At 73.0% G+C, this 18,540-nt stretch carries 17 protein-coding genes; 6 read left to right on the top strand and 11 right to left on the bottom strand.

The features are described 5' to 3' along the window. Positions 1-29: 29 nt before the first annotated feature. From rocD to IE241_RS16575, 4 genes are all read left to right on the top strand, one after another. A complete protein-coding gene (rocD, locus tag IE241_RS16590; protein WP_229899342.1) occupies positions 30-1,235 on the top strand; it encodes an ornithine--oxo-acid transaminase in 1,206 nt (401 codons plus the stop codon). Between the two features lie 105 nt (positions 1,236-1,340). Continuing rightward, positions 1,341-1,913: a TetR/AcrR family transcriptional regulator gene (locus IE241_RS16585; RefSeq protein ID WP_229899340.1), complete on the top strand. Its 573-nt coding sequence runs from the start codon at positions 1,341-1,343 to the stop codon at positions 1,911-1,913. A 35-nt stretch (positions 1,914-1,948) separates the two neighbouring features. Then, positions 1,949-2,356: a (R)-mandelonitrile lyase gene (locus IE241_RS16580; RefSeq protein WP_190022497.1), complete on the top strand. Its 408-nt coding sequence runs from the start codon at positions 1,949-1,951 to the stop codon at positions 2,354-2,356. Positions 2,357-2,379: 23 nt separating this feature from the next. After that, positions 2,380-2,946, top strand: a complete 567-nt coding sequence (locus tag IE241_RS16575) for a DUF4865 family protein (RefSeq protein ID WP_190022496.1) — start codon at positions 2,380-2,382, stop codon at positions 2,944-2,946. A 23-nt stretch (positions 2,947-2,969) separates the two neighbouring features. Here the strand turns inward: IE241_RS16575 and IE241_RS16570 are convergent, their stop codons facing one another. Together IE241_RS16570 and IE241_RS16565 are read right to left on the bottom strand one after the other, a co-directional pair. Continuing rightward, positions 2,970-4,157: a glutathionylspermidine synthase family protein gene (locus IE241_RS16570; protein ID WP_190022495.1), complete on the bottom strand. Its 1,188-nt coding sequence runs from the start codon at positions 4,155-4,157 to the stop codon at positions 2,970-2,972. 4 nt (positions 4,158-4,161) lie between these two features. After that, positions 4,162-4,476 carry a hypothetical protein gene (locus tag IE241_RS16565; RefSeq protein WP_190022592.1) on the bottom strand — a complete coding sequence of 105 codons (315 nt, stop codon included), beginning with the start codon at positions 4,474-4,476 and terminating at the stop codon, positions 4,162-4,164. Positions 4,477-4,717: 241 nt separating this feature from the next. On the opposite strand from IE241_RS16565, the gene IE241_RS16560 reads away from it, so the two are divergent. Then, positions 4,718-5,557, top strand: a complete 840-nt coding sequence (locus tag IE241_RS16560; RefSeq protein ID WP_190022591.1) for a hypothetical protein — start codon at positions 4,718-4,720, stop codon at positions 5,555-5,557. Between the two features lie 12 nt (positions 5,558-5,569). Here the strand turns inward: IE241_RS16560 and pdxR are convergent, their stop codons facing one another. Beyond that, positions 5,570-7,006 (bottom strand): MocR-like pyridoxine biosynthesis transcription factor PdxR, encoded by a 1,437-nt coding sequence (pdxR, locus tag IE241_RS16555; protein WP_190022494.1) that lies wholly within the window; start codon positions 7,004-7,006, stop codon positions 5,570-5,572. A gap of 47 nt (positions 7,007-7,053) precedes the next feature. Here pdxR and IE241_RS16550 point away from each other — a divergent pair, with 47 nt between their 5' ends. Next, positions 7,054-7,536 (top strand): carboxymuconolactone decarboxylase family protein, encoded by a 483-nt coding sequence (locus tag IE241_RS16550; protein WP_190022493.1) that lies wholly within the window; start codon positions 7,054-7,056, stop codon positions 7,534-7,536. Positions 7,537-7,615: 79 nt separating this feature from the next. Here IE241_RS16550 and IE241_RS16545 read toward each other — a convergent pair whose 3' ends face one another. The 8 genes from IE241_RS16545 to IE241_RS16510 form a co-directional block, all read right to left on the bottom strand. Continuing rightward, positions 7,616-8,590 carry an ABC transporter substrate-binding protein gene (locus tag IE241_RS16545; protein ID WP_190022492.1) on the bottom strand — a complete coding sequence of 325 codons (975 nt, stop codon included), beginning with the start codon at positions 8,588-8,590 and terminating at the stop codon, positions 7,616-7,618. Beyond that, on the bottom strand, positions 8,580-10,577 hold the full coding sequence (locus IE241_RS16540; RefSeq protein WP_373300688.1) for an ABC transporter permease: 1,998 nt from the start codon (positions 10,575-10,577) through the stop codon (positions 8,580-8,582). Before IE241_RS16540 ends, IE241_RS16545 begins: the two co-directional genes overlap by 11 nt. Beyond that, positions 10,574-11,701 carry a quaternary amine ABC transporter ATP-binding protein gene (locus IE241_RS16535; RefSeq protein ID WP_190022491.1) on the bottom strand — a complete coding sequence of 376 codons (1,128 nt, stop codon included), beginning with the start codon at positions 11,699-11,701 and terminating at the stop codon, positions 10,574-10,576. Before IE241_RS16535 ends, IE241_RS16540 begins: the two co-directional genes overlap by 4 nt. After that, on the bottom strand, positions 11,698-13,260 hold the full coding sequence (locus IE241_RS16530; protein WP_190022490.1) for a GMC family oxidoreductase: 1,563 nt from the start codon (positions 13,258-13,260) through the stop codon (positions 11,698-11,700). The genes IE241_RS16535 and IE241_RS16530 overlap by 4 nt, the downstream gene beginning before the upstream one ends. A gap of 51 nt (positions 13,261-13,311) precedes the next feature. Beyond that, positions 13,312-14,820, bottom strand: a complete 1,509-nt coding sequence (locus IE241_RS16525; protein WP_190022489.1) for an aldehyde dehydrogenase family protein — start codon at positions 14,818-14,820, stop codon at positions 13,312-13,314. A gap of 126 nt (positions 14,821-14,946) precedes the next feature. Further along, positions 14,947-16,047: a serine/threonine kinase C-terminal domain-containing protein gene (locus IE241_RS16520; RefSeq protein WP_190022488.1), complete on the bottom strand. Its 1,101-nt coding sequence runs from the start codon at positions 16,045-16,047 to the stop codon at positions 14,947-14,949. Positions 16,048-16,060: 13 nt separating this feature from the next. Then, a complete protein-coding gene (locus IE241_RS16515) occupies positions 16,061-16,579 on the bottom strand; it encodes a hypothetical protein (RefSeq protein ID WP_190022487.1) in 519 nt (172 codons plus the stop codon). Beyond that, positions 16,576-18,186 carry an AbeC-like domain-containing protein gene (locus IE241_RS16510; RefSeq protein WP_229899338.1) on the bottom strand — a complete coding sequence of 537 codons (1,611 nt, stop codon included), beginning with the start codon at positions 18,184-18,186 and terminating at the stop codon, positions 16,576-16,578. The genes IE241_RS16515 and IE241_RS16510 overlap by 4 nt, the downstream gene beginning before the upstream one ends. Between the last annotated feature and the right edge of the window lie 354 nt (positions 18,187-18,540).

The raw sequence follows: 18,540 nt of genomic DNA, 5'->3' as shown, positions 1-18,540 counted from the left end.
CGCATGCCCGTACACGAACGGAGCACACGGTGACTTCCACGGAACGCAGCATCGCCGCCGCCGAGGCCCACAGCGCGCACAACTACCATCCGTTGCCGGTCGTCGTCGCGTATGCGGAGGGCGCCTGGATGACGGACGTCGAGGGGCGGCGCTATCTCGACATGCTCGCCGGGTACTCCGCGCTCAACTTCGGCCACGGCAACCGGCGTCTGATCAACGCCGCGAAGGCGCAGCTCGATCGGGTGACGCTGACCTCGCGCGCCTTCCACCACGACCGCTTCGCGGAGTTCTGCACCGAGCTCGCCGCCCTGTGCGGCAAGGACATGGTGCTGCCCATGAACACGGGCGCGGAGGCGGTCGAGACGGCCGTGAAGACCGCCCGCAAGTGGGGGTACAAGGTCAAGGGCGTGCCGGACGGCCGGGCGAAGATCGTCGTGGCGGCCGACAACTTCCACGGCCGCACGACCACGATCATCAGCTTCTCGACGGACGAGGAGGCCCGGGCGGACTACGGCCCGTACACGCCGGGCTTCGAGATCGTCCCCTACGGCGACCTGGCCGCGCTGGAGGAGGCCGTGGACGACGACACGGTCGCCGTGCTGCTGGAGCCCATCCAGGGCGAGGCCGGGGTGCTCGTGCCGCCGGCCGGCTATCTGCCGGGCGTACGGCGGCTGACCGCCGAGCGCGGGGTGCTGTTCATCGCGGACGAGATCCAGTCCGGCCTGGGCCGCACCGGCAGAACGTTCGCGTGCGACCACGAGGACGTCGTCCCCGACATGTACGTGCTGGGCAAGGCGCTGGGCGGCGGCGTGGTGCCGGTGTCCGCCGTGGTGGCGTCCCGGGAGATCCTCGGCGTGTACCGGCCCGGCGAGCACGGCTCGACGTTCGGCGGGAACCCGCTGGCCTGCGCGGTGGCGCTGGAGGTCATCACGATGCTGAAGTCCGGCGAGTTCCAGCAGCGGGCCACGGAGCTCGGCGAGCACCTCCACCAGGAGCTGAACCTGCTGGTGGGCGGCGGCGCGGTGGAGGCGGTGCGCGGGCGCGGCCTGTGGGCGGGCGTCGACATCGCCCCGTCGCACGGCACGGGCCGGCAGATCTCGGAGCGGCTGATGGAGCGGCGGGTACTGGTCAAGGACACCCACGGGTCCACGATCCGGATCGCCCCGCCGCTGGTGATCAGCAAGGAGGACCTGGACTGGGGGCTCGACCAGCTGCGGGCGGTGCTGGGCTCCTGACGGAGGGGTGCGGAGGAAAGGAGGGCTCGGCGTGCAGTGCACGCCGGGCCCTCCTTTCACATCCGGAGTTGATCTTCTGTACCTACTAGTATGTACACTCCCACCATGAGCACCTCGGAAACCTCGGAACGCCTCATCGAGAGCACCCGCGAGCTGCTGTGGGAGCGCGGCTACGTCGGTACGAGCCCGAAGGCCATCCAGCAGCGCGCCGGGGCCGGGCAGGGCAGCATGTACCACCACTTCAGCGGCAAGCCCGACCTCGCGCTGACGGCCATCCGGCGGACCGCCGAGGAGATGCGGGGCAAGGCCGAGCAGCAGCTGGGCGGGCCGGGCACGGCCGTGGAGCGGATCACCGCCTATCTGCGGCGCGAGCGCGACGTCCTCAAGGGGTGCCCCGTCGGGCGGCTCACGCAGGATCCGGACGTGATGGCCGACGCCGCGCTGCGGGCGCCCGTGGACGAGACGTTCGTCTGGCTGCGGGGGCGGCTGGCCGAGGTGCTCGCGGAGGGCGTCGCGTGCGGCGAGCTGTCCGCCGGCCTCGACCCGGCGGTCACCGCCGCGACCGTCGTCGCCGTCCTGCAGGGCGGCTACGTGCTGGCCCGTGCCGCCGGCTCGACGGCGCCGTTCGAGCAGGCCGTCGACGGGGTGCTCGGGCTTCTCGCCGCGCAGTCCTCCTGATCCGTCACTCTCCTGACTCTCCTGGAGCGCACCCCATGCTGATCCACCGCGACCCGCCCGCCACCTACACCGCCGCTCCCGAGTGGGTCACCGGAACCGTCCACGCCACGCCGATCGCCGTCGCGGGGCCCACCTCGCGGCTGCGCATCGACGACGTCCGCTTCGAGCCCGGCAGCCGCACCCACTGGCACCGTCACCCCGAGGGCCAGGTCCTGCACATCACCGAAGGCACCGGGCTGATGCAGCGCCGGGGCGGGCCGGTCGAGGTCGTGCGGGCCGGCGACCGCGTCGTCATCGCCCCCGGCGAGTGGCACTGGCACGGCGCCGGGCCCACGACCTCCATGACCCACCTGGCCGTCCTGACGGCCGCCGAGGACGGCACCGAGGCCGAGCGCGGCGAGCCCGTCACCGATGCCGGCTACCCGGCCGAACCCATAGTCTGAGCACGCGAAAGGCACAACACACCGTGTACGCAAAGCAGTACGAGATCACCCTCCCCGCCGACTACGACATGGGGATCATCCGCGAGCGCGTCGCCACCCGCGGCCACGCCCTCGACGACCGCGCCGGCATGGCGCTGAAGGCCTACGTCATCCGCGAGCGCGGCGTGAACGGCTCGCCCGTCAACCAGTACGCGCCGTTCTACCTGTGGAACGACACCGCCGCGATGAGCGAGTTCCTCGTCGGCGGCGGCGGATTCGAGGGCATCGTGCGGGACTTCGGCCGCCCGGTCGTGCGGCACTGGGCCGGGATCGCCTGCGAGGCCGGGCCCGCGCGGGGCGCGGTGCCGCGGGCGGCGTCCCGGCGGCTGACGCAGCTGCCCGCCGAGGGGCTGACCGAGGCGGTCGCGGCGGAGGCGGAGGCGCTGCGCGAGCTGGCGGCCGGGCACGACGCCGTGCACACGGCCGCGCTCGCCGTCGACCCGCACCACTGGCAGCTGCTGCGCTTCGTGCTGTGGCAGGAGTCCGTACCGCTCGACGACGACTGCACCGAGCGGTACGAGGTGCTGCACCTGTCCGCGCCGGAGCTCTGAGCGCTCAGCCGGTCACGCGTCGGTCATGTCTCGATCACGTGCGGGACGAACCGCGCGTACTCGTCCGTGATCAGGCCCGCCGACTCCCTGATGCCCAACCCCGCCGGCTCGCCGTCGACCACCCACGCGCCGAGGACCGTACGGTTGCCGTCGAAGTCCGGGAGCGGGCACAGCTGCTGGTAGCAGCACGGCTCGTCCCGCAGCACCGGGGGCGCGCCCGCCTCGTGGACGGTGATGCCGGCGCCCTCGCGGCCCAGCAGCGGCTTGGCGACCCAGCCGCCGGTGCGGGCGAGCTCGCGGGGGCCGTCGAGGTAGGCGGGGAGCAGGTTGGGGTGGCCCGGGTGGAGCTCCCACAGGATCGCCAGGAGCGCCTTGTTGGACAGCAGCATCTTCCACGCCGGCTCGATCCACAGCGTGGATCCCGTACCGCCGCCGTTGTCGAGCGTGTCCAGGGCGTGGGGGCCGAAGCGGTCGGTCGCCAGCCACTCCCACGGGTAGAGCTTGAAGCAGGAGCGGATGAAGGCGTAGCGCTCGTCGACGAAGCGGCCGGAGAGGGCGTCCCAGCCGACGTTCTCCATGGAGATCGCCCGGGTGTCCAGGCCGGCCTGCTCGGCGGTCTCGCGCAGGTAGGCGACCGTCATCAGGTCCTCGCCGAGCTCGTCGCCGGCCGAGTGCGCGAAGTACAGCGGCGCGCCGGGCGGCAGCAGCGGCGCCTGCCGCTTCCAGGCGTCGACGAGGCGCTCGTGCAGGGAGTTCCACTGGTCGAGGCCGGGGAAGCGGTCTTCCATCCAGAACCACTGGGCGCTCGCCGCCTCCACCAGGGAGGTGGGCGTGTCGGCGTTGTACTCCAGCAGCTTGGCCGGGCCACGGCCGTCGTGGCGCAGGTCGAAGCGGCCGTAGACGGACGGGAGTTCGTCGCGGCGGCGCCAGGACTCGGCGATCAGGGCGGTCAGCGCCGGATCGGTGAGGCCGAGGTCGGCGAAGCGGTCGCGCTCGACGATGTGCGCGGCGGCGGCCGTGCACATCTCGTGCAGTTCGGCGACGGTCTCCTCCAGCTCCTCGACCTCGTCGAGCGTGAAGGAGTAGTACGCGCTCTCGTCCCAGTACGGGCGCAGGGAGCCGTCGGGGAGGCGGGTCAGGGGGTAGATCACGCCCTGCTCCTCGACGGTGGCCTGCCAGCCGGGGCGGGGCTCGGTGCGGTGGCGGCGCACGGGATCAGCCGCCGCCGGAGCCGGAGTTCGAGCAGCCGAAGCCGCCCCGGTCGACGGCCTGGCTCTTGCTGAAGGTGCCGCGCTCGGCATAGCCGCCGGACTTGTCCGAGCTGTAGTACCAGCGGCCGGTGCCGCTCGTACCGCTGCTGCCGCTGCTGCTGCCGGTGGTGCCGGTGGTGCTCCCGCTGCCCTTGCTCTTGCACGCCTTGGAGTCGAGGACCCGGTAGCCGCCGCGCGCGGCGTCGTAGCTGTTCGGGTCGACGCAGCGCTTGTCCGGCTCGGAGCCGCAGGAGGTCAGGGCCGCGGCGAGCGCGCCCATCCCGCCGAGGATGACCGTGGACGAGCGAAGCCTGCGCCGCGTCCTGCCGGTCCCGCCCGTCCTGCCCGCCCTGCCCTTCTTTTCCGTCGTTTCCGTCTTTTCCGTCATGCAGATGACCCCCGTCATGTTCTGCCTCTGCCGCTCTTCTCTCGCACTCGCGTGCGACGAGGTCCCTCACCCTAAAGGGCCTTTCCGTACGGCGGGCGGCGGGGCGGCCTACAGTCGGACGATGCTCCTCGGGATGCTGTGCGCGCTGGGTTCGGCGGTGTGTTTCGGCACCGCGTCCGTTCTGCAGGCCGTCGCCGCACGGGCCTCCGCGCCGGGCAGCGGCTCGGGGGTGGACCCCGTCCTGCTGCTGCGGGTGCTGCGGCAGTGGCGCTATCTGGCCGGGCTCGCGCTGGACGCGGCGGGCTTCGCGCTGGAGCTCGTCGCGCTGCGGACCCTGCCGATCTACGCCGTGGGCGCCGCCCTGGCCGCGAGCCTCGCGGTGACGGCGGTCGTGGCCTCGCGGGTGCTGCGGGTGAGGCTCAGCGGGATCGAGTGGGCCGCGGTGTCCGTGGTCTGCGGGGGACTCGCGATGCTCGGGCTGGCGTCCGGCGCCGAGGGGGACGGCACGGGCTCCACGGCCCTGCGCGCCGGAACCCTCGTCGTCGCGGCCGGTGTCCTGGCGCTGGGCGCCGCGGCCGGGCGGCTGCCGGGCCGGGCCCGTGCAGCGGCCCTCGGGCTGGGCGCGGGCTTCGGCTTCGGCGTGGTGGAGGTGACCGTCCGCCTGATCGACGACCTCTCCCCCGGGGCGCTGCTCCGCAACCCGGCGGCGTACGCGCTGCTGCTGGGCGGGGGCGCCGCGTTCCTGCTGCTGACGTCGGCCCTGCAGCGCGGTTCGGTGACGGCGGCCACGGCCGGCATGGTCATCGGCGAGACCCTGGGCCCGGCGCTGGTCGGCATCGTCTGGCTCGGCGACCGCACCCGCCCGGGCCTGACGCCGCTCGCCGCCGCGGGCTTCGCCCTGGCGGTCGCGGGTGCCCTGGCCCTGGCCCGCTTCGGGGAGGGCGGCGCCGAGGGGCCGGCGGAGACGGCCTGAGGGGACCGGTCGTCACTCCGCCGGCGGCAGCACCCTCAGCAGGGCCTCCAGGGCGCCCGGGAACGCGTGGTCCGGCGGGGTGCCGTAGCCGACGATGAGGCCGTCGGAGACAGAGGCCGGGGGCGGGGTGCAGCGGAGGCGGGAGAGGCCCTCCAGGGCCAGGCCCTCCCACGCCGCGGCCTGCAGGGTGGGGTGCTCCGTGCCCGGCGGGAGTTCGAGGACGGCGTGCAGGCCCGCCGCGATGCCCGTGACCTTGATGTGCGGGGCGCGCTCGGCGAGGACCTCGACGAGCCGGTCGCGCCGCCGCCGGTAGCGCAGCCGCATCGCCCGCACGTGCCGGTCGTACGCCCCGGACGTGATGAACTCCGCGAGCGTCAGCTGCTCCAGCGCCCCCGAGCTCCACTCCCCCGCCCGCTTGTGGGCCAGCACCTCGCCGGTGAGGTGCTCCGGCAGCACCATCCACGCGAGCCGCAGGCCCGGCGCGAGGGCCTTGCTCGCGGTGCCGAAGTAGACGATGCGCTCCGGGCTGAGGCCCTGCAGGCAGCCGACCGGCTGCCGGTCGTAGCGGAACTCGCCGTCGTAGTCGTCCTCCAGGATCGTCCCGCCGGTACGGGCCGCCCAGTCGACCACCGCGGCGCGCCGGTCGGGGTGCAGGGGCACGCCGGTGGGGAACTGGTGCGCCGGGGTCATGAGCACGGACCGGCCGTCCGCCTTGCCGCCCTCCAGCACACTGACGTCGGCGCCGTGGCCGTCCAGCGGCATGGGCAGGCACCGCAGCCCCGCCCGCTCCAGCGTCTCCCGGTGGAACCACAGCCCGTACTCCTCGACCCCCATCTCGCGTATGCCGCGCTCCCGCAGCACCCGGCCGACCAGGCCCAGCCCCTGCATGAAGCCCGCGCACACCACGATCCGCTCCGGGTCCGCGTGCACGCCGCGGGCGCGCGCCAGATAGCCCGCGAGGGCGGTCCGCAGCTCGATCCGGCCCTGCTCGTCGACGTGCCCGAAGGCGTCGTTCGGGGCGGCCGCCATGGCCCGGCGCGCCGCGGCGAGCCACGCGGCGCGCGGGAAGGCGGAGACGTCGGCGGTCCCGGGGCGCAGGTTGTAGGCGGGACGCCGCGGCGTCCGCACGGGCGGTGTCCGGCGCTCGGGCGCCCGCGCCGCCGCCCGCCGGGCCACCCGCGTGCCCGAGCCCTGGCGGGCGGTCAGCCAGCCCTCGGCGACGAGCTCGCCGTAGGCGTCCGCGACGGTGTTACGGGCCAGGCCGAGGTCGGCCGCGAGCGTACGGGAGGCGGGCAGCCGGCTGCCGGGCGCGAGCCGGCCGCTGCGGACGGCCTCGCGCAGGGCGCGGATGAGGGAGGCGCGCACACCGCCCGGCCCGCTCAGGTCCAGATGGAAGTCCACACCCGCGCCGTCGCCGGCACCCCCCGAAGTGGCCCGTGTTTTCTCCATGGGAATGGACCATACCTGTGGGCTGTTCCCGGCCTAGTGTCGTAGCCATGACGAACGCGACCGCACAGACCACCACCCACCACCACGCCCCCCGCATGCTGCTCCACGAGCACGCCCCCGAGGTGCAGAAGGCGATGCTGAACCTGGAGCGGGCGGCCCGGAAGGGCCTGGAGACCTCCCTCGTCGAACTGGTCAAGATCCGCGCCTCGCAGCTCAACCACTGCGCCTTCTGCCTGGACATGCACACCAAGGACGCCCGCAAGCTCGGCGAGTCGGAGGAGCGCATCTACCTCCTCAACGCGTGGGAGGAGGCGGCCGGCTTCTACACCGAGAAGGAGCAGGCGGCGCTCGCCCTGACCGAGGCCGTCACGCTGCTGCCCTCCGGAGTGTCCGACGCGGTCTACGAGCGAGCGGCGAAGCACTTCCCCCAGCAGGAGCTCGCCCAGCTCATCGCCATGATCACCACGATCAACGCGTGGAACCGGATCGGCGTGACGACGGGCCTCGGCCCGGGCGCGTACTCGGCCTGAACCCCGGCGTGCATGCGGGAGCGGCGCCGTCCACGGGGGTACGGCGCCGCTCGCTCAGTGTCTCCGTGTCTCCGTCTCCCTACCGGAGCCACTTCTTCCATACGTCCGGGTTCTTCTCCACCCACCGCTTCGCGGCCTCGTCCGCGCTGAGCTTGTCCTCGGCGATCATCTGCGAGACGGCGTTCTGGTCGTCCTTCGACCACTGGAAGTTCTTCAGGAAGCGGGCCGCCTTGCCGCCGTTGCGCGTGAAGTCCGCGTTGAGGAACTTCTTCAGCGGCGAGGTCGGGTAGGCGCAGTTCACCGTCGACGGGTCGGCCGCGCCCTTGTCCGCGCACTCCTGCGTGTACGAGGGCAGCTTCACCTCCACCATCGGCACCTCGTTGAAGAGCCACTGGGGCTCGTACCAGTAGGTGAGGAAGGGCTTCTTGTCCTTGGCGGACTGCTGGATCTGGGTGATCTGCGCCGCCTCGGAGCCCGCGAAGACGACCTTGTAGTCCAGGCCGAGGTTCTTTACGAGCGCCTTGTCGTTGGTGACGTACGACGGCGAGCCGTCCAGGAGCTGGCCCTTGCCGCCGCTCTCGGGCGAGCGCAGCTGCGACGCGTACTTATTGAGGTTGCGCCAGTCGAGGACGTCGGGGTGGGCGTCGGCGAAGTACTTCGGCACCCACCAGCCGATGTGGCCGGTGACGCCGAGGTCGCCGCCGGGGGCGATCGTCTTCTTGTCCTCGACGTACCGCTTCTCCTGCTCCGGGTGGCCCCAGTCCTCCATGATCGCGTCGACGCGGCCCTGGCTGAGGGCGTCCCAGGCGGGCACCTCGTCGACCTGAACGGTGTCGACGCGGTAGCCCAGCTCGTGCTCCAGCAGGTACTTGGCGACGGCCGTGTTGGCCCGCGCGCCGACCCACGACTGCACGGACAGGGTGACGGTCTTCGTCCCCGCCGCGGCGGCGTACGGGGACGCCTGCTTGGTCATGTCGGCGGCGCCGCAGGCGGTGGTCGTGGCGGCGGCCAGGACGCACAGCGCGGCCGCCCCCACCATCGTCTTACGCGCCATCACGCGCTCCCTTCGTCGGCTGGGTGACCCGGTCGAGCATCAGCCCCAGGCAGGCGATGGCCACACCCGCGGTGAGACCGGTCGCCAGGTCGCCCTGGGCGAGGCCGAACACGACCTCGTAACCGAGTGCGCCACCGCCGACGAGGCCGCCGATGATGACGACGGACAGCACCAGCACCACGGCCTGGTTGACCGCGAGCAGCAGCTGCGGGCGGGCCAGCGGGAACTGCACCTGGCGCAGCTGCTGGCCGCCGGTCGCGCCCAGCGAGCGGGCGGACTCCATGGCGCCGGGGTTCACCCGGCGCAGGCCCTCGCTCGCGATGCGGACGACCGCGGGCAGCGCGTACACGACCGCGGCCGCGGCGGCCGGAGCCCGGCCGATGCCGAACAGGGCGACGACGGGGATCAGGTACACGAACTGCGGCATGGTCTGGAAGACGTCCAGGACGGGCCGCAGCAGCCGCTCCACGCGCGGGCTGCGCGCGGCCGGCACGGCGATCGTGAAGCCGAGGACGAGCGTGACGGCGACCGCGGCCAGCACCTGCGAGAGCGTGTCCATGGACAGCTCCCAGCGGCCCAGCACGCCGATCGCGGCCAGCGAGAGGACTGCCGTCAGGGCCGTGCGCCACGTGCCGATCAGCCAGGCGAGGGCGGCCACGAGGAGGAGGGCGCCCCACCAGGGGAGGGCCTGGAGGCCGTCGCGCAGGGGGTCGAGGATCCAGCCGGTGTAGTGGGCGGCGAGGTCGGCGGTGCCGCCGATGCCGGGGAGGCCGGTGTAGAGGTGGTCGACCATCCAGTCCTTGGCGGTGTTCACCGGGGCGGCGATGGCGACGGTCCAGCCGTCGGGCCAGGTCTGCGAGCCCAGCATCCTGCCGCCGAGGGTGAAAGACGCGGTGACCACGGCCGCCAGCGCCCAGCCCACCCACGGCCGGCGTGCGGACGACGAGGGCGGACCGGAGGCGCCCGCGGCTGCCGTCGTGCGGTCCAGGACGATGGCCAGGAGGACGATCGGGATGCCTGCGGCCAGGGCGCTGCCGACGTCTACCGTCGACAGGGCCTGGTAGACGCGGTCTCCCAGGCCGTCCGCGCCGATCACGGAGGCGATGACGGCCATGGACAGGGCCATCATGATGGTCTGGTTGACGCCCAGAAGCAGCTCGCGGCGGGCGAGCGGCAGGCGTGCGGTCAGCAGCCGCTGCCGTCCGGTCGCGCCGAGCGACTCCACGGCCTCCAGGACGCCCTGGTCGGTCGAGCGCAGGCCGAGCGCGGTGAGGCGGGCCATGGGCGGCGCCGCGTAGACGACGGTCGCGAGGACGGCCGGGGCCACGCCGATGCCGAAGACGAGGACGACGGGCAGCAGGTACGCGAAGGCGGGCAGCGCCTGCATGGTGTCGAGGACGGGCCGCAGCGCGCGGAACGTACGGTCCGACAGGCCCGCGGCGAGGCCGAGGAGCGCGCCGACGGCGACGGACACCGCGACCGCGACGATCATCAGCGCGAGGGTGCGCATCGTGGGCACCCACATGCCGAGCAGGCCGCAGGCGGCGAACGAGGCGGTGGCGGTCACGGCGACCCGTACGCCCGCGACCCGCCAGGCGATCAGCGCCGCCGCTGCCGTCACTCCGGCCCAGCCGAGGGCCAGCAGGACGGTGTAGACCGCGTGTACGGCGGCGATGATCGCGCCGCTGATGTGCCCGAAGAAGTAGAGGAACGCCCAGTGGCTGTCGCGGTTGTCGATGATCCAGTCGCTGGCCCCGGTCAGGGGCTTGCTCAGGTCGACGGTGAGCGCGGAGGGCCAGGTGCCGCTGCCGTGGGCGGCGGCGGCCACGGGGACGAGGACGGCGGCGGCCGCGGCGAGGACGAGCAGCTTGCGGGCGGCGGGCCGGGCCCACAGGGCGCGGAGGAAGAGTGCCGCGGGGTGCGGCGCCGTGGCGTCCCGGCCTGGCGGCGCCGTCTTCATCTGCGGCGGAGCTGTGTGTACGGTCATGCCGCCGCCTTCCGCGAGGAGTCGAGGCCCGCCACCACGCCCAGCAGGCTGCGGTGGTCGACGACGCCGACGCAGCGGCCGCCGTCGACGACGCGGGCCGCCGTGCCCGTGCGGGCCACCGTCTCGATCGCCTCGGCGACGGTCGTCGTGGGGGCGAGGGACTCGCCCTCCTCCGACTCGCCCGCGGCGGCGGGCCGCATCGCGCGCCGGACGGTCAGGACCTGTTCGCGCGGGACGTCCCGTACGAAGTCGCGGACGTAGTCGTCCGCCGGGGAACCCACGATCTCCTCCGGCGTCCCGCACTGCACGACGCGGCCGTCGCGCATCAGCGCGATCCGGTCGCCGAGGCGCAGCGCCTCGGACAGGTCGTGGGTGATGAAGACCATCGTGCGGCCCTCGTCGCGGTGCAGGCGGACGACCTCCTCCTGCATGTCGCGGCGGATGAGCGGGTCGAGGGCGCTGAACGGCTCGTCGAAGAGGAGGACTTCGGGGTCGGCGGCGAGGGCGCGGGCGAGGCCCACGCGCTGCTGCTGGCCGCCGGAGAGCTGGCCGGGGCGGCGGTCCTCCATGCCCGCGAGGCCGACCTTCTCCACCATCTCGGCGGCCTTGGCGCGGCGTTCGGCCTTGGCGACGCCCTGGATCTCCAGCCCGTAGGCGACGTTGTCGAGGACGGAGCGGTGCGGGAGCAGCCCGAAGTGCTGGAAGACCATGGCCGCGCGGTGGCGGCGCAGGTCGCGCAGGGCACCCTTGTCCATGCCGCACACGTCCTCGCCGTCGATGGCGATGGTGCCGGAGGTCGGCTCGATGAGCCGGGTCAGGCAGCGGACGAGCGTGGACTTGCCGGAGCCGGACAGGCCCATGACGACGAAGACCTCGCCCTGGCGGACGTCGAAGGAGACGTCGCGGACGGCGACGGTGCAGCCGGCCTGCTCGCGCAGCTCCTCGGCGGAGAGGGCGGCCAGGTCGCTGCCGGGGACACGGTCGGCCTTCGGCCCGAAGACCTTCCACAGGTTGCGGACGCTGAAGACCGCCGGTGCGTCGGCCGCAGCCTGCGGCGCGTGCTCGGGCGTCTGCTCGGGCATCTGCTCGGTGGTTGCGCCTGTGCCGGCGCCGGTGCCGTTCATCGGGGGTCACCCCCGGTGCCGGGGCCTGCTACAAGCATTTCCGCGCACTTCTCTCCCACCATCAGGACCCCGATCATCGGGTTGACCGCGGGCATCGTCGGGAAGACGGACGCGTCCGCGATGCGGATGTTCTCCAGGCCGCGGATCCGCAGCTGGGGGTCGACCACGGCGAGGGCGTCGTCGGCGGCGCCCATCCGGCAGGTGCCGGCGGGGTGGTAGACGGTGTGTGCGGCCTTGCGGACGAGTTCGCTGATCTCGGCGTCGTCGGTGACGTCCGGGCCGGGGAAGACCTCGCGCTTGAGCCACTTCTTGAACGGCTCGGCCTCGGCGACCTTGCGGGCGAGCTTGATGCCGTCGACGAGGGTGCGGCCGTCGTAGTCGTCCTCATCCTCGAAGTAGCGGAAGTCGAGGGCCGGCTTGGCCTCGAGGTCCGCGGAGGTGAGGTAGAGCCGGCCGCGGGCGCGCGACTTGGGGATGTTGGGGGTCATGGACACGCCGTGCTCGGGGCGTTCGTAGCCCAGGCGCTCGGGGTTGTCCGTGAAGGGGATCTGGTAGAAGTGGAACATCAGGTCGGGTCCCTGGTGCTCCGGGTCGCGCTTGACGAACAGGCCCGCGTCGGAGTCCATCGCGGAGTTGCCGGGGATGGGCCCGTCGGTCTCCCAGACGATGACCGACTCGGGGTGGTCGATGAGGTTCTCGCCGACGCCCGGCAGGTCGAGCACGCAGGGTATGCCGAGCGCTTCGAGGTCCTCCTTCGGGCCGATGCCGGAGTGCATCAGCAGCCGGGGCGTGTCGACGGCGCCGGCGCACACCAGCACCTCGCGGCCGGCCTCGACGTAGATCTCCTCGCCGTCCTTGGTGCGCACGTGCACGCCCTTGGCGCGGGTGCCGTCCAGCTCCAGCTTGTGCGCCCAGGTCTCCAGCATGAGGCGGAGGTTGGGCCGGTCGCCGGCCTCCATGTGGGGGTGGAGGTAGGCGACGGAGGCGGAGGAGCGCTTGTTGTTCTCCGGGTGGTAGGAGAGGTCGAAGAAGCCGACGCCCTCGTCGAAGGGCTTGTCGTTGAAGCCGGTGACCTCGGGGACGCCGAGCGCGGTCTTGACCGCCTCGATCCAGTCCGAGGCGATGGCGTTCTGGTCCTTCTTCGCGACCCGCACGATGTTGTTGCGGAGCTTGCCGAAGTAGGGGTCCATGTCCTTCGCGCCCCAGCCGGCGGCGCCCGCGCTCTCCCACTCGTCCCAGTCGGAGGGCAGCGGCTTGAAGGAGATCAGGGTGTTGTGCGAGGAGCAGCCGCCCAGCACCTTGGCGCGGCTGTGCAGGATGTGCGAGTTGCCGCGGGGCTGTTCCGTGGTGGTGTACTCGTAGTCCAGCTCACCGCCGAGCAGGCCGAGCCACTTGCGCAGCGTCAGCACGTCCTCGCGGTCGATGTCGGAGGGGCCGCCCTCGATGACGACGACGGAGACACCGGGGTCCTCCACGAGGCGGGAGGCGATGACCGATCCGGCGGTGCCGCCGCCGACGACGACGTAGTCGGCCGTGATCTTCTGGGCTGCGGGGGGCATGGGGGTACTCCTCGGGGCAGGAAGGTTCTTCGCTTACGGAATGAGGCTGGCTCAGCCGGCGAACCAGCGCACCGGCTCGGGCGCAAGGTTCTGGTAGATGTGCTTGGCCTCGCGGTATTCGGCCAGGCCCGCCGGGCCGAGCTCGCGGCCGATTCCGGACTTGCCGAAGCCGCCCCACTCCGCCTGCGGCAGGTAGGGGTGGAAGTCGTTGATCCAGACGGTGCCGTGGCGCAGCCGGCCGGCGACGCGGCGGGCGCGGCCCGCATCCTTGGTCCACACGGCGCCGGCGAGGCCGTACTCGGTGTCGTTGGCCAGGGCCACGGCCTCGTCCTCGGTGCGGAAGACCTCGACGGTGAGGATCGGGCCGAAGGTCTCCTCGCGGACGACCTTCATCGCGCGGTGGCAGTGGTCGAGGACGGTCGGCGAGTAGAAGTAACCGCCTGCGGGGCGCACCTCGTTCGGCTCCGGCTGGGCGCCGCCGCAGCGCAGCGTCGCACCCTCGGCCAGGGCGGAGGCGACGTAGGCCTCGATCTTGTCGAGCTGCTGCGCGGAGACCAGCGGGCCGCACTCGACGCCGTCCTCGGTGCCGCGGCCGAGGCGGATCTTCGCGGCGCGGCGGGCGAGTTCGGCCACGAAGCGGTCGCGGACGGACTCCTCGATGATGAGGCGGGAGCCGGCCGAGCAGACCTGGCCGCTGTGGATGAACGCGGCGTTGAGGGCCTGGTCGACGGCGGTGTCGAAGTCCTCGTCGGTCGCGCAGGCGTCGGCGAAGACCACGTTGGGGTTCTTGCCGCCGAGTTCGAGGGCGACCTTCTTCACGCTGGGCGCCGCGGCCTGCATCACCTTGGTGCCGGAGGCGAGGCCGCCGGTGAAGGAGACGAGGTCGACGTCCGGGTGCTCGGAGAGGCGGGCGCCCACGGGGTCGCCCGCGCCGGTGACGAGGTTGCCGACGCCGTCCGGCAGACCCGCCTCGGCCAGCAGCTTCATCAGCAGCACGGTGGACAGCGGGGTGACCTCGCTGGGCTTGATGACGAAGGTGTCGCCCGCCGCCAGCGCGGGGGCGATCTTCCAGCTGGCCTGCAGCAGCGGGTAGTTCCAGGGGGTGATCAGCGCGCAGACGCCGACCGGCTCGTGGACGACGACGCTGTGCACGGTGTCCGAGCCCGCGTCGACGACGCGCCCGCCGCCCTCGTTCACGACGAGGTCGGCGAAGTAACGGAAGGCGTCGGTCACGCAGTCGACGTCGGTGCGGCCCTCTTCGAGGGTCTTGCCGGTGTCCCGGCTCTCGGTCAGCGCGATCTCCTCGCGGTCGCGCTGGAGGAGGTCCGCGACGCGGCGCAGCAGCGCCGCCCGCTCGGCCACGGGAGTCCGCGGCCAGGCGCCCTGACCGCCGTCGAAGGCGCGGCGGGCCGCGGCGACGGCGGCGTCCGTGTCGTCGGCGCCGCCCTCGGAGACCACGGCGAGGGTCTTGGCGTCCGCGGGGTCGAGCACCTCCCGCTGGGCACCGGACGCGGCGGCGCGCCACACCCCGTCGACGTGGATGGTCTCGGCTGACGACATGTCTTCTCTGCCTTCCGGTTCCTGGTCTGTCCCGCTGCCGCCGGGCAGGACGCTCGGGCGGCAACGGGACGCGCCTAACCAAAAGGCGAAAAGCTATGCCTCTTTCTTCACAAAGAGTGACACGGGTCACTGAGCGTCGCTGCTGCCGCCCGTGTTCACGCAGTACCCCGAGGGGCAGAACGACCCCATCAGTACCCGGTAGATCTCCTGGTGCGACGGCCACTCGTCGGACGGCCCGGCGACCAGCAGTGCGTACTGCCGGTGGTCGGGGCCGTTGAACGCACGGTCGACAACGCGCCGCACGGTGCCGTCCGGCCGGATGTAGCTGTACGCCAGCTCGGCGGCGCCGGGCGTGGGGCCGGTCTCCTGCGTCAGCCACAGCTTGCGGTAGCCCTTGTTGCGGGACACCGCCCGCTCGGCCTCCTCCAGCGACGCGTACGGCGTCGGCTCCGGCCCGTCGAGCGTGAACACCTGGATCAGGCTGTTGCCGTCCGCCCGCCTGAAGAAGACGCTGGCGCCTTCCGTGGTGCGCTCCCAGCCCTGCGGGACGTCCACGCGGAAGCCCGAGGGGTCCTCCGTGCGGCGGAATCCGGCCGGGGCGCCCTGACCGGATCCCAGGCCGGATCCGGGCCCGGACCCCGGCGCGGACCCCGGTCCGGATCCGGAGAAGGCGCTGGGCGGGGTGCTCGGGGCGCTCGGAGTGCCCGGGCTGTAACCGCCCGTGAACCCCGTGCTCCCGCTGGTCATCCCTCCTGTCATCCCCAGGGAGCCCGTGGTGCCTGTGGTGCCCATGCTTCCTGTGGTGCCCGTGGTGCCCGAGATGCTGCCGTCCGACGGGCCCGGCGACGGCGGGGCGCTCGCGCTCACACCGGGCGACGCACTGCCGGAGCCGTCCGCGCCCGTACCGCCGCCGTCGTCCCGCATCAGGGCCCAGGCGCCGACGCCCAGGCCGCCCGCGAGGACCACCCCGGCCAGCGCACCGGCCAGGATCGCCGCGTGCGACGGCCCTTCGGGCAGGCCGTCCAGGGGGCCGGGGAGCAGATGGATCTCCGGCTCGTCGGGGTCGTGGAGGTGATCGTGGTCGCGAAGGTGGTCGGGGTCGTGGAGGTGGTCGGGGTCGTGGAGGTGGTCGGGGTCGCGTGCGGCGTCCCCTTGTGCTGCGTGCGGTCTCCGTCCGGGCGGTTCGTCCTCCACCCACTGCTGGAGATCAGCGTCCCAGCGGCTCATGTGCCCCGCCCCCTCACGCCAGCAGCCGGCCGGCCGCCTCGGCGACCGTGGCCGCCGAGGCCAGGCCGCCGGCGGCCGTGGCTCCACTGCTCAGCAGGGCCCGCAGCCGCACCAGGCGGCCGCGCTGCGTGCGGCCGGTGCGGCGGGCCTCGTCCTCCAGGCCGGCGAGCTCGTCGCCGACCGCGTCGACGCCGTCACCCTCGGCCCGTACGAGCAGGGGCAGTTGCCGACGCAGTGCCGCAACGGCCTCCAGCAGCTCGGGCGTCACGGCCAGGGCGTCCCGGGCGGAGTCGACGGCCCGGGCCTGCCGGCCCGCGGCGACCGAGCCTCCCGAGAGTTCCCCGACCGCGATGCCGCCGTCGCCGGGCGTCTCAGCCGGTACGCCGGCTAATCCGGCGTCTCCGGGAGTGTTCGGGCCGGCCCGCTCGGCGCGGTTCTCCGCCTGCGCGCGGTCCCCGGCGGCCACCGCGCCGCCCGTCATCCGGCCGATGGCGATGCCGCCACCGCCGCTGTTCTTCCGCTGTTCCGTCATGATCCCCCGTCCTTCGTGGTGTTCCTCGCCTGGGCGCCGCTGCCCGCGGCCACGGCGCCGCCGCTCATCGAGCCGATGAAGACGCCGCCCTCGCTGACCTGCACGATCTGCTGCTCGAACTGGTCGGTCTCATAGCCCTGGGAGCGCAGTGCGTCCCGTACGCCGCTCGCGATCCGGTCCTGGACCGTCTTCACGTAGCGGCTGATGTCCATCTCCTGGAACAGCGAGACGCTGCGCACCCCGGCGATCTCCCGAACCGAGCCCGCGGGGCCGTCCGGAACCGCGCGGCGCGGGTCGGCCAGCCAGGTGCGGAAGCCGGCGACGGCCGTGCGGAGCGCCGAGACCGCGGAGGCGAAGCCCGCGGCGGGGGCGGACAGCAGGGCGCGGGCGCCGTCGCGCAGGATGTCGTCCTCGCCGCGCGCGGCGATCACGTCGACCGCGCGGAACTCCGGCTTGACCGGCGTCAGGACGTGTGGCACGACCTCCAGGACCAGCATGCCGCCCTGGGTGTGCACCCTGACCAGCACGGACACGACGACCTGCTCGTCCCAGGCGCCGACACGGACCCGCAGGAAGTAGCGGCGGGCCTCGCCGCCCTCGTCCACGGCGTCCTGCAGGTGCCGCCGGACCACGGGCTCGTCGTAGCGGACCTCGGGCCGGTGCGGGCCGACCGGCAGGTAGACGAACTCCTCGACCTCCAGGTCCTTCAGCCGGTCGCGGCTGGTGGCAGCGGCGGAGTCGCGCAGCGCCTCCAGGCGGGGCCGGATGAGGTCGACGACGGCGCGCGCGGTGAACGGCACCCGGAGGTCACCCTTCGCCCCGTCCCGGGGCTTGAGCTCCAGGACGAACGACCACGGCTCGTACGGGCGGCCCATGCCGATGAACGGGCGGGAGGGGTCGTAGATCGTCAGCCCCGCGTACTGCTCGCGGTCGATCGTCGCCGCGATCCGCCGGTGGTAGCGCGAACGCGGCACCGCGCGGGGGTGGTGGGCGAACGCCTCCCGGCCGAGCTCCAGCCGCATGACGGAGGCGACGCGCTGGCGGTGCATCCACACCGGCAGCGCGAGGAGCAGCGGGAAGAGCAGGGCCGCCCAGCTGCCCATGCCCTCGAACAGGGCGACGAGGGCCGCGGCCCAGTAGGCGACCTGCAGCACGGGCGGGCCGACCGCCCGCAAGGCGCGCAGCGAGGCGTGACCCTTGAGCGCCCGGCGCAGGGTGGTGCGGTCGACGGCGTAGACGGCGCTCCCGCGCCCGGCGGCGGCCTGCCCGAGCCAGTGCACCACGCACACCACGGCATAGAGCCCGGCCCACGGAAGCGGGGCCTCCGGGAGGCTGCCCGTGTCGGTGACGAACCCGGTGGCGAAGAACGCGGCCCACAGGCCGGTCAGCAGCACGGCGGTGAGCACGTCCTGCGAGCGGGCCCGCAGCGCGTGGGTGAGCACCGGCACGACGTCGATGCCGAGGGACGGTGCGACGGGGCGTTCCTCGTGCTCCACCAGCTCTTCGATGACGCGGCGGCGGAAGTCGAGGTCGAGATAGGCCCCCGCACAGAGCAGGCGGGTGGCTTCACTGCGTGAGTCGGGCCTCGGTGTACCGGTCGTTTTCACCGGGCCGGGCGAGTTGGCCTGATCGGCTCTTGTGGATCCGGCGGATAAGGACATTGATCCCCCGATCGTCGAACTCACCTGCGAATATGCAGGAGTTGACGGATTTTCGGAGAACTCACAATAAGCCAACCGGCCCGTCACCGACCCCATAAGGAGCGGATGACGGGCCGAAACTCGACACCGTACGAGTGCCTCGACGCGCACCAGTGCGAATGTCGAGCTGTGGACTGGGAAGGTTTTTCGGGTGGGGCCCCGGCCGGGCACCGTACTGACGAAACAGGGGGCCTCCCGCAGCCGTGGCTGCGGGAGGCCCCCTGTCAGTGGCGTGCTGTCAGCGACGTGCCGTCAGCGGCG

Origin of the sequence: Streptomyces hiroshimensis (assembly GCF_014650335.1) — a bacterium.
Taxonomy (GTDB): Bacteria; Actinomycetota; Actinomycetes; order Streptomycetales; family Streptomycetaceae; genus Streptomyces; species Streptomyces hiroshimensis.
This window is presented reverse-complemented; position numbering and strand designations above follow the sequence as displayed.

What these genes read in the sequence shown, in the direction of transcription:
- IE241_RS16565 (WP_190022592.1), bottom strand. Translation starts at nt 4,476, where the DNA reads ATGGGCGCGCTCGCCGCGGCCCTGACCTCCTGCGGCTCCGAGCCGGAC.
- IE241_RS16550 (WP_190022493.1), top strand. Translation starts at nt 7,054, where the DNA reads ATGACGAACGCGACCGCACAGACCACCACCCACCACCACGCCCCCCGC.
- IE241_RS16540 (WP_373300688.1), bottom strand. Translation starts at nt 10,577, where the DNA reads ATGACCGTACACACAGCTCCGCCGCAGATGAAGACGGCGCCGCCAGGC.
- IE241_RS16530 (WP_190022490.1), bottom strand. Translation starts at nt 13,260, where the DNA reads ATGCCCCCCGCAGCCCAGAAGATCACGGCCGACTACGTCGTCGTCGGC.
- IE241_RS16585 (WP_229899340.1), top strand. Translation starts at nt 1,341, where the DNA reads ATGAGCACCTCGGAAACCTCGGAACGCCTCATCGAGAGCACCCGCGAG.
- IE241_RS16525 (WP_190022489.1), bottom strand. Translation starts at nt 14,820, where the DNA reads ATGTCGTCAGCCGAGACCATCCACGTCGACGGGGTGTGGCGCGCCGCC.
- IE241_RS16560 (WP_190022591.1), top strand. Translation starts at nt 4,718, where the DNA reads ATGCTGTGCGCGCTGGGTTCGGCGGTGTGTTTCGGCACCGCGTCCGTT.
- pdxR (WP_190022494.1), bottom strand. Translation starts at nt 7,006, where the DNA reads ATGGAGAAAACACGGGCCACTTCGGGGGGTGCCGGCGACGGCGCGGGT.
- IE241_RS16580 (WP_190022497.1), top strand. Translation starts at nt 1,949, where the DNA reads ATGCTGATCCACCGCGACCCGCCCGCCACCTACACCGCCGCTCCCGAG.
- IE241_RS16535 (WP_190022491.1), bottom strand. Translation starts at nt 11,701, where the DNA reads ATGAACGGCACCGGCGCCGGCACAGGCGCAACCACCGAGCAGATGCCC.
- IE241_RS16545 (WP_190022492.1), bottom strand. Translation starts at nt 8,590, where the DNA reads ATGGCGCGTAAGACGATGGTGGGGGCGGCCGCGCTGTGCGTCCTGGCC.
- IE241_RS16515 (WP_190022487.1), bottom strand. Translation starts at nt 16,579, where the DNA reads ATGACGGAACAGCGGAAGAACAGCGGCGGTGGCGGCATCGCCATCGGC.
- IE241_RS16520 (WP_190022488.1), bottom strand. Translation starts at nt 16,047, where the DNA reads ATGAGCCGCTGGGACGCTGATCTCCAGCAGTGGGTGGAGGACGAACCG.